9 protein-coding genes and 1 tRNA gene are annotated in these 10,244 nt (G+C 56.7%); 7 read left to right on the forward strand and 3 right to left on the reverse strand.

The genetic code is table 11. From position 1 onward, the window contains the following. The first annotated feature begins 5 nt into the window (after positions 1–5). The 7 genes from hfq (at position 6) to NZ823_13405 (ending at position 5,851) form a co-directional block, all read left to right on the forward strand. The gene (gene hfq, locus NZ823_13375; GenBank protein ID MCS6806116.1) at positions 6–371 is read left to right on the forward strand and encodes an RNA chaperone Hfq; all 366 of its coding nucleotides are present in this window, start codon (positions 6–8) and stop codon (positions 369–371) included. Then, positions 372–1,037 (forward strand): dTMP kinase, encoded by a 666-nt coding sequence (gene tmk, locus NZ823_13380; GenBank protein ID MCS6806117.1) that lies wholly within the window; start codon positions 372–374, stop codon positions 1,035–1,037. Positions 1,038–1,040: 3 nt separating this feature from the next. After that, complete coding sequence (gene holB / locus NZ823_13385) at positions 1,041–2,024, forward strand: DNA polymerase III subunit delta' (GenBank protein ID MCS6806118.1); 984 nt, start codon at positions 1,041–1,043, stop codon at positions 2,022–2,024. Between the two features lie 214 nt (positions 2,025–2,238). Beyond that, positions 2,239–2,315 (forward strand) — tRNA-Arg (locus NZ823_13390). A 214-nt stretch (positions 2,316–2,529) separates the two neighbouring features. Continuing rightward, the gene (locus NZ823_13395; GenBank protein MCS6806119.1) at positions 2,530–3,972 is read left to right on the forward strand and encodes a hypothetical protein; all 1,443 of its coding nucleotides are present in this window, start codon (positions 2,530–2,532) and stop codon (positions 3,970–3,972) included. A gap of 213 nt (positions 3,973–4,185) precedes the next feature. Further along, on the forward strand, positions 4,186–4,686 hold the full coding sequence (gene purE / locus NZ823_13400; GenBank protein MCS6806120.1) for a 5-(carboxyamino)imidazole ribonucleotide mutase: 501 nt from the start codon (positions 4,186–4,188) through the stop codon (positions 4,684–4,686). A 55-nt stretch (positions 4,687–4,741) separates the two neighbouring features. Continuing rightward, a complete protein-coding gene (locus NZ823_13405) occupies positions 4,742–5,851 on the forward strand; it encodes a 5-(carboxyamino)imidazole ribonucleotide synthase (protein MCS6806121.1) in 1,110 nt (369 codons plus the stop codon). A gap of 106 nt (positions 5,852–5,957) precedes the next feature. Here the strand turns inward: NZ823_13405 and NZ823_13410 are convergent, their stop codons facing one another. The 3 genes from NZ823_13410 to NZ823_13420 all read right to left on the reverse strand — a co-directional run. Then, positions 5,958–7,103 carry a DUF5009 domain-containing protein gene (locus NZ823_13410; GenBank protein MCS6806122.1) on the reverse strand — a complete coding sequence of 382 codons (1,146 nt, stop codon included), beginning with the start codon at positions 7,101–7,103 and terminating at the stop codon, positions 5,958–5,960. Between the two features lie 98 nt (positions 7,104–7,201). After that, complete coding sequence (locus tag NZ823_13415) at positions 7,202–9,511, reverse strand: AsmA family protein (GenBank protein ID MCS6806123.1); 2,310 nt, start codon at positions 9,509–9,511, stop codon at positions 7,202–7,204. A gap of 51 nt (positions 9,512–9,562) precedes the next feature. Then, on the reverse strand, positions 9,563–10,244 hold a 682-nt coding region (locus tag NZ823_13420), incomplete at its 5' end, for a hypothetical protein (GenBank protein ID MCS6806124.1).

Raw genomic sequence — 10,244 nt, forward strand, 5'->3', positions numbered from 1 at the left:
CGTCTATGGGGGGCCATGTCATGCCGGCAGAAAAAGAAATCATTGACAATAACAATGTCGTTCGGGAGAGCCATGACGTTGAGCCGGTTCAAAACGTACAAGACTCTTTCCTCAACCAAATGCGTCGAGAGCATCTGACCGTCACACTCTATTTGATGAACGGCATTAAGCTCATTGGCCGCATCAAGAGCTTCGATAGGTTCTCGGTGTTGCTGGATGCCGGACAACAAGAGATGCTGATCTTCAAGCACGCCATCTCGACCGTCTCATCCCCGCGCCAAAGCGTGCAGGAGGCACGTCGGCCCGACACAGCGACAGCGCCTGCCAAGGACAAACCCAAGCCGCGGACCATCACCGTGAAAAAAGAATAGATGATCAGAGAAGATTCTCAAGCAGGACGCTTCATCACATTCGAAGGGATTGACGGCTGCGGAAAAACCACGGTGATTCGCTTCGTTGAACAACATTTGCGCCAGCGCCAGATTCCTGTGCTGGTGACACGCGAGCCAGGCGGAACCACCGTGGGGAATGAAATCCGGCAAGTCCTGCTGAAAGTCAGCGACCGCGCCGTCACGCCGAAAACGGAACTGCTGCTCTATGCTGCCGACCGCGCTCAGCACGTCTATGAACGCATTTTGCCGGCGCTGCGCGAAGGGCGTGTGGTGCTATGCGATCGCTACACAGACGCCACACGAGCGTATCAAGGCTACGGTCGAGGATTCGATTTAGCGTGGATTGAATCGCTCATGGAGTTTGCCACCGGTGGCTTAAAACCGGATTTGACCATCCTGCTTGATGTAGACGTGGCCGTGGCCCGACAACGGTTGCAAGGGCGCCGCGAGCGCGTCGGCTCGGCCAGCCATGATCGGCTTGACGCTGAAGACATTCAGTTTCATGAGCGTGTCCGTCAGGCTTATCTGGAGTTGGCTCGCCAAGAGCCTGATCGCATCAAGGTCGTCTCCGCCGCCGGCACGCCGCAGCAGTCATGTCAAGCCGCGCTTGAATGGGTCTTGCGTCTGTTGGGCCTCCAGCAGTGAGTTATGTCGTGGAGCAAGATCGTCGGTCATGAGCAGATCAAAGCGCGATTGAAAACGGCGCTACTCCAGCAGCGGCTCGCGCCTGCGTTGATCTTCGTTGGACCGACTGGTGTTGGCAAGCGGTTGTGCGCGCTCGCGCTGGCAAAGGCCGTCAATTGTGAACGCGCTGATGGCGATAGTTGCGACCGTTGCGCTGCCTGTCGCAAGATCGCTGCCGGCACTCATCTGGACGTGAAGATGGTGGAGCCGGAGGGCGCGTTTATCAAAGTGGCACAAATTCGCCAACTCGTCGAAGACGCCAACTACAAGCCATTTGAGGGACGTCGCCGCGTGTTCATCATAGACCCGGCTGACGCCATGAATGAGACGGCGGCCAATGCATTATTGAAAACGCTGGAAGAGCCGCCAGAAGATTCATTGCTGATTTTGATCAGCGATAAGCTGCATGCGCTCTTGCCGACCATTCGCTCCCGCTGCCAGATTCAACTATTTACTCCGCTCAGCACAGAAGAAGTGGAGGCGTTCTTGCGCCGGTTTGATGCCCGCGCGGAAGCAGATATTCAATTGACGGCGCGGCTGGCCGCCGGTTGCATCGGCCGAGCCCTGGATGTGGACCTGGTTGTTTATCGCGAGCAACGCAAAGAGACCATCGAGCTACTGAAGCTGCTGGGCGCGTCGAGCCAGCGTGCGCGATTGATCCGCGCCGCTGAATATCTGGGCAAAAAACTCAGCCGCGATGAGTTCCAGAAGCGACTCGATATTTTGTACCTGGTCTTGAGAGACCTGTTTCACCTGCTCGTGGAAGGCCCGACGGCCGACGTGACCAATATAGATATTGCGCCTACGCTCCAGCAACTCGCCAGAGAGTGGTCGTTGACGCGGATTGAACAGTTCACTGCTCACCTGGAGACGCTGCAACGCAACCTCCAGCAAAACGTCCATCGGCAATTGGCGCTGGAAGAGATTTTCCTCGTGTCGCTGGCCTGAGCTGGACGTCACGATTCTGCCGACACTGCTGCTCTTGCCCAAGAACGGGGCCGTGCGACCTTGTCCGAATAACCTGCGAACGACGCGAGACCTAAAAATCCGAAATTCGAAGCACGAAATCCGAAACAAATCCGACATTCGGTGGTTGCGCTCTTCCGCAAATGTCTTTGTCTTGACGAACCGTTTGTTTTTCGAGTATGTTTCAAACCCGCGCGCACCCGTAGCTCAGCTGGATAGAGCGTTGGTCTACGAAACCAAAGGTCGGGTGTTCGAGCCACCCCGGGTGCGCCATTTTGATTCATGATTTTGCTTCCTCCATCGGTTAATCTTGCCAAGGCATGTATTGAACGAGAGGAAGCTTCATTGTTTCTTGATGCAATTCGTCACCTGGTTGATCATGATCTTCAGGTATGGCCTTTCATAATACGCTTCCGGCGGTTTTGAGAATTGTCACCATGAGCGATCACGACTGTCAGAGTGCCGCAGAGCTTTCACGGAGGTTTCAATGAACACAGACACCCGTTCAATTCATTGGTCATTATTTGTCTTGGCTGGCATAGTCACCATCATCGCGCTGCTGCCGGCGGCGTCGTTTAGTCAACAGAAGAAACCTGCGTCGCCGGACGTTAAGAAAAAAGAATTCAACCTGCGCTACACGGCACAAACGCGCACTGAGATGGCCAACATGCCGATACGGATGCCCTCCACCAGCACGACCGTTTACATCAAGGGGCGTCGGCACCGAGAGGAAGACCCACAGCGGCAACTGATCACCATCGAGCAATGCGATTTGCAGCAGTATGTCTACATCAACCAGCGCAATCAAACCTGCTTCCAAAAACCGTTCAGCGAGCAAGACCAACTGCCGGAAACGGTCGGTCCCATGCCGCCCGATCAAAACGAGCGTGAAGCGCCTCCGCCGCGGGGCAAGCCACGCAAAGGAGGGCTGGTCGTTATCGAAGGTGAGGTTACCGACACGGGCGAGCGCAAAGAGATGTTCGGGTTGAAAGCTCGACATATCATCTCCAAGCAAATCTTCGAGGCCAAGCCTGAGTCATGCAATCCGGGCCGGTTCGAGATGACGATGGATGTCTGGTTAGTTGACTTGCCTGAGTGGAGATGCCGCCACATAGAGAAACCGGCAGTGCGCATGCCGCCGGGACGGCCAACGCGACCGGATTGTCAGGACACAATGCGCGTCAACATGAAAGGCAATCCCGCTTTGCTTGACGGCTTTGAGCTGTACAGCAAAATAACCACCATTGTAGAGGGTCAGGCCGTATCGGTGATCTATGAAGTCACCGAGCTGTCGTTAGCCGAGCTTGATCCGGCGCTCTTTGAGAAGCCTGCCAATTGCCGCGAGATTCGGGATGAGCAAGCTTTCTGGAAGCAAGTGAAAAGCCCCGACGGTTTTTCCATCGCCGAGATGATGCGCGGCGCGCGCGAAGCGGCGGAAAAAGAAGCAGCCGGTGAGACAGCCATGAAACCGAAACGCGCCGGCATGGTGCGCGTCGGCGTCTCGTTGAAAGACCAGTCGGGCGCCAGTCTTGACATCGCCGAGCTTCGTCACCAGATGGTCTCGACCATCAACCAACGCAGCGGCGATGCGCTGGACGCTGTCCCGTTGCTCGCAACAGCGTCGCCCAGCCTACAAACGGAAGCCAGCAGCAAGCAGGTGGATTACATTTTGCTGGTAGATGTGCGGGAAGCTAAACCGGATACAGGCCGCAAACTGGGTGGCCTGTTGGGTCGCGCCGCTGGTGTGGATGTGAAAGATAAAACATCGGTCAAACTCGACTATCAGTGGATTCAGGCAAGCAACATGCAAACGCTCAGCAATCGCTCGTTGAGCGATAAAGTCACCGGGTCTGTCTCGGAAGCGATGGAGCAATTCTGTCGCAAGTCGGCTGAAGACGCGCTGAAGGAATTCTGGCGCATCCGGCGGTAACCTGAAGATCAGGTCATACGCTGAGTCGGGCAAGGCAACCAACATCAACGCTGGTTGGTGGCATGCTTCGAAGACTTGGCCCAAGCACGAAAGAAGTTCTGACAAGAACGCCAACATCAGCGTTGGTTGGCGTCGTCAGCCGTCTGCTGTCATCGTTTTCACCGGCGGTGCTATAATGCTCGGCCCTGAAATCACGAGGAGGTAAGGGACATTATGACAGCGCAGCCACTGGTGGGGATTATTATGGGCTCAACGTCGGATTGGCAGACGCTGGCTCATGCCGCCGAGACGCTGGAGCAGCTCGCCATCCCTTTTGAGGTGCGCGTGGTCTCGGCGCATCGCACGCCCGATTTGCTGTTCGAGTATGCCAGCTCAGCCGAACAGCGTGGCTTGGAAGTGATCATTGCCGGGGCGGGCGGCGCGGCGCATCTGCCGGGCATGACAGCCGCCAAAACGACGCTGCCTGTGCTCGGCGTGCCCGTTGAATCAAAATCGTTGCACGGCGTTGATTCATTGCTCTCGATTGTGCAGATGCCCGCCGGTGTGCCGGTGGGAACGCTGGCGATCGGTCGGGCTGGTGCTACCAATGCGGCTTTGCTGGCAGCGGCCATCCTGGGCAATAAGTACCCGGCGTATCGCGAGGCGCTGCGGCGCTATCGTCAAGCGCAAACCCAATCGGTGCTTGATCACCCTGATCCGCGGAGCGAAGCATGATCGTTGGCGTGCTCCGGTGTGAAGGCCAGCAAAGGTTTCACAAAGGCTGCGATCCTTGGAGAGAACTATGACTGTTGGCGTGCTGGGCGGTGGTCAACTTGGCCGCATGTTGGCGCTGGCCGGTTATCCACTCGGACTGCGCTTCCGATTTCTCGATCCCAAGCCAGACGCGCCAGTCGCCGGGCTGGCCGAACATGTGCGAGCCGCCTACGATGACGAACGCGCTCTCAGCGCATTTGCCGAAGCGCTGACGCTGGTCACTTATGAATTTGAAAATGTGCCTGTGCAGTCAGTTCGATTCCTGAGCCAGCACGTTCCGGTTTATCCGCCACCGCAGGCGCTGGAAGTGGCGCAAGATCGGCTTAATGAGAAAACGCTGTTTCGCTCCCTCGGCATCCCCACGTCGCCGTTTGCGCCGGTTGAGACGCTGGTTGATCTGCAACAATCGCTCAATGTCATTGGCTTGCCGGCGGTGCTCAAGACACGTCGCTTCGGCTATGATGGTAAAGGTCAGAGTGTGTTGCGCGAGCCGTCTGACGTGGATCGCGCATGGACGGCGTTGGGCGGCGAGCCGTTAATCCTGGAGGGTTTCGTGCCGTTTGAACGTGAGGTTTCGATCATCGCCGTGCGCCGTCGTAACGGTCAGACAGCGTTTTACCCGCTCGTAGAAAACCGGCATCATGATGGTATTTTGCGGCTCTCTTTAGCGCCCGCGCCCTGCCTGACGCCTGAGCTTCAACAGCGCGCCGAAGACAAAGCGCAGCGCATTTTGCAAGCCCTCGATTACGTCGGCGTGCTGGCGATAGAATTTTTCCAGCTCGATGGGCGTCTGCTGGCTAATGAGATGGCTCCGCGCGTGCACAATTCTGGGCATTGGACTATTGAAGGCGCTGAGACGAGCCAATTTGAAAACCATCTGCGGGCTATCCTCGACCTCCCACTCGGTTCCACGCAAGCAGTCGGCCACTCAGCGATGCTCAATTTAATCGGGACAATACCTCCGGTGAACGATGTGTTGGCTGTGCCCGATGCGCATGTACACCTGTATGGCAAGCTTCCACAACCTGGTCGCAAGCTCGGCCACGTCACTATTCGAGCTGATGCGCCGGAACTTCTGCAGCAGCGACTGAATCAGCTCCGAAGCATTGTCCATTCGCCGGTCTAGCGCGATTTTCAATTGCCTTTAGCTGGAGGTCTCACGTCTTGCAGGCTCATGCACGCTGCATGCGCTCGCAGGGTAAACTCATTCACAACCGTTCTCGCGCACTGAATCAAATCTTGATGAATATCTTCTTGCGATAGAGGATGGCCAGAGGAATGAGCCATGCGATGACATAAGCGATGGCAAACAGCAGCGAACCGTTCATCGGCCCAGCCCAAGAAGCGAAAAAATGCTCATACACGTAGGTTTTGAAAGACACTGACGAACCATCCGGCTGAGTCAGTTTGTAGATGACCATCAAACGACCCAGCAGCCCGGATAATACGAATACGATGATCGGGTTCACGCCGTACATCACGAATGGTGTAACCAACCGCCGGTAGCCGAGACCATCTACGAACCACACGCATGCACCGAGGCACAGCAACGCCATCCCGGCTGTGAACACAACATAAGAGCTGGTCCATAGGTTTTTGTTAATCGGGAACCAAACGTCCATGAGTTGCCCCAGGAGAACGCCGGCCAGACCGGCCAGGAGCAGCCCGCGCGTTTTCTCGCTGACGCTGCGAGCTGCTTTCAGCCAGTAACCGGTCAACACACCACACAACGTCGTGGCAATCGCCGGTATCGTGCTGAGCAATCCTTCCGGGTCCCACGTCGGTTTCCACAGATGGCCGCGCAACAACCGATAATCCACGTACGCCGCCAGATTTCCCTCCTGCTCCAGCACGCCGGCGCCGTAGCCGGGAACCGGCACCAGCGTCATCAATAGCCAGTAAAGAATCAAGAGCGCCACGGTGAACATGACCTGCCCTTTGAGCTTTGTCCACATGAAGATGAGCGAGGCAAAGAAGTAACATAGGGCAATGCGTTGCAGCACGCCGGGGATGCGAATCTTCGACAGGTCGTAGAACGGGAAGCCGTTTAACAACAGGCCGAGCGCAAACAGGATAAGCGTGCGCTGCACGATTTGCGCAAACAGCGCCCGCCGGCTATCGCCCCGCGCCAATCGCTTCGGCAACGAGAGCGTGATGGCCACACCGACGATGAACAAGAAGAATGGGAAAATTAAATCGGTCGGCGTCCAGCCGTGCCATTCGGCATGTTGCAGTGGTCTATAAACATGGCTCCAACTGCCCGGATTGTTCACCAAAATCATACCGGCTATGGTGATGCCACGAAACACATCAAGCGAAACCAGTCGCTCAGCATGCGCCGCGACGATGGGGTGAGGGCTGCCGGATTGAGGCGTCATAGCGATTATCCCATGGATGAAAGAGGCACAGCGCCGGCGAGCGCACGCGCCAGACAAAGCGGAACCTCATTCATCGGTTCGATTCTTCACTGCTGTTATCAAGGCTGCTGCTTCGGTCTCTTTTTGAAAATCTCCAACACATCCTGGATCGCCTCGACCGGCTTTTGCGGCATGCGGGGAAGATTTTCTCGTAGCACGTTGCCGTCCAGGTGAAAATGAGGCTGCCGCAGCGGGCCTGACATTCTCAACGGCACCACGACCGTCTGATCCTTCAAAATATACTTGCCGGCAGCCGATAGGATATTGCCTGGTGGTACCACCGCCGGCGTCAAGGATGGGGCCAGTTGAGCGCGCAGGACATAATCCGTCTGATGGGGCGAAGCCAACTGAAGGCTGCCGCGCCCAGTGACGGTGACCTGATTCAAATCCCACTTGAGCTCTTCGGTGAGCAACCGTCCGCCACCGAGTCGGTAATTGGTGGTGAACTGTCGAAACCGCGTCTCTTTGCCATCAGCCGATAGCCCAACCAACTCACCGAGGGTGATGATTTGCTGCATCAGGTTAAACGCGGTCAAGCGACCATCCGTCACCGTCAATCGCCCATGCCCGGAAAGCGTGGCCAGCAGCACGTCAGCATGTCGGCCTCGCCAATGCATGTTCAATGTGCCGTCGGCCTGACCGTAGAGTGTGTCTTTCAGAGATGACATCGCCGAAAGAAATTGATTGACATCTACGCCGTTGAAATTTCCTATCGCTGTGATGTCCGGCTCAGTTCCGGTCAACGTCACTCGTCCGCTATATCGTCCGCCGTAGAGGCGACATGTCAACGGCGTGAGATCAACTGTCTGCCCTTGAAACTTGATTCGAGCAGCCAGGTCGGTGACCGTCAGGTTGTCATGGGTGATGCGTCCTCCGGTGATTTGCCCTTGGCCGGCGAGTGTCGGGCGAACGCGGCCATCAGCCAGAGGCGTTTCAACCATCGCTGTGAAGGTAAGCAGGCCAGCGCCCGACAATGACGCGCCGTAGCCCAGTGCCGCAGCGGTTTTCAGCAGGTCTTCCACTCGGGCGTTCTCTACGGCCACTTGCAGTCGCGCCTGCGGCTGCCGACGGTAGTTGTGAACACTCAGCGAGGTGACGTCAACCACGGTGCGCTCGCCGAGCGTTGCGCGAAATGGTGAGACAGTGATGGCGTCAGGATCGAACACGAGGTTCAGCTCAGAGACTTGAATTGGCTGTGGCCATTGCGGGCTGCGGAGCTGGAAACGCTGAATAGTCGAGTGTCCGTGCAAGGTCAATGCCGCCGGCGACCCGTTGATCTGAAGCTCAATCCGAGCCTGACCGGTCGCCGATATGGCTTGTGGCATGCTGAGGCCCAGTGCCTGAGCCGATTCCATCAAGCCTTCCAGCGCCATGGCCTCGCCCGTGATGCGAAGCGCGAGAGTCGGCTTTGTAGGAATTTGACTGATTTGTCCGGTCATCATGGCCTGCGTTTGCCCCATCGCCCATTGACATGAGGCGACGTCCACCAGATAGGAATTTTCCTGAGCTGTGACATCCAGAGTGAATCGGGCGGTTAGTGGCAACGGGGCCGGCTTCGGGGCATCGCCGAGTCGAAGCTGCTCCGTTTTCAGCTCGCCTTGAATCTGCACGCCGCTGCTTGGCGCTCCTTTCAGCGTGGCGGTCAATCTGAGCCGACCCTGCGCCGCAGGCGCCTGCCCAAACAATGCCGCTACGCCGCTCAACTCAGCTTGCTCAACGCTCAGGCGAGCATCGAGCGGCGAGCGGATCACGTCGTCAGGATCAACCGGCCCAAATGTGCCCTCCATGCTCAGTTGGCCTTGCTGTTGTCCCGGGAGCGTGACGGCCAGCTTGAAATTCGCCACGGTGTTTGAAGAGAAGTTGTTGAGCGTGGCTTGAATACCTGTGTAGGACTTTTCCATCGGCTGAAGTTGACGGCGGTTGATCAGCGTGACGCGACCGTCTCGGACGGTGATGTTGATCGGCGGTGCACCCGTCTCGCTTGGCTCCTGCGTCAGCGGATTCAGCGTGCTCCAATTCCAGCGGTCGTCCTTCTCTTTGATGAGCACGACGGTCGGCTCCACCAGTTCGATATGTCGCACTTGAGGATGGCCGGTCAGCAACGACCAAAATCCTATGTCCAGTTGGATAGTTTGAGCTTGTACAAACGCGCCGGTGTGAAACTGAGGATCGTCAACGATGATGGTATCGGTCGCTTTCAGGCGGATGCGTGGATAGAGAGTTAATTGCAGACTTCCGAATGAGACCGAACGCCCCAGCCGTTGTTCAAGCTGGCGAGCAATCTGATCACGATAGAGATTGACATCAAACGACCAAATCCATCCGATCAAACCAGCAAGCAGCGTCAGAACCAGCGCGCTGATCACCATCCATCGCCGAGATGTCAATCTGAATCTGAGCCATTCCAGCACAAACGCATTCTAACACATGGGGGTGAGCGAGGCCGATGTCGTTTTTCGTTTCAATACCAAATAGGTCACCCCGGCGCCGACGAGTTTTCCGGTCAGGTCCCACTGCAAGTCACGCGGCGCATCATAGGGGCTCCAGATGCGCTTGCCGCCGAAGTAAAGTTCATCCCACAACTCGATCACTTCATAGAAAGCCGCTGCGCTGTAGCTACACGTGATGCCAAAGAGCACGATCCATCTGAGCGATAACCGATACCCGCGCCGTTCGATCATTTCTTTCAGCAACCAGATGATCGCCGGAATCGTCAGCGCGGAGGCTGCGCAGTGCGCGAACTCGTCATACATGATCGGGCCAAACGAGCGCCCATACATGCGGAAGTAGTTGCCCAACGCATCAACAGCAACAGCAGCCATCAGCAACGCGACGACGACCCAAGGCGCCTTGATGCCATAGTAGGTGCGCACGTAGCCGTATCCCATGCCGACAAGCACCACCGTGATAACGGCAATCAATCCTGTCGGCAGGTAGGGCAGCTTCAACAGAAAGGCCGTCGTCGCCAGCGCCAAGAGAATGAACCATGGCGCTTCAAGTCGTTTCCAGGAAGTTGAAACTGACAGTACCGGTTGGATTGATCGGTTCATGACGGCAACCTCTGCTTGCAAATTCACCCGCTGTGTGAAGCACAGCGTAGCG

This window comes from Blastocatellia bacterium (genome assembly GCA_025054955.1).
In the GTDB taxonomy this organism is placed as follows: domain Bacteria; phylum Acidobacteriota; class Blastocatellia; order HR10; family J050; genus JANWZE01.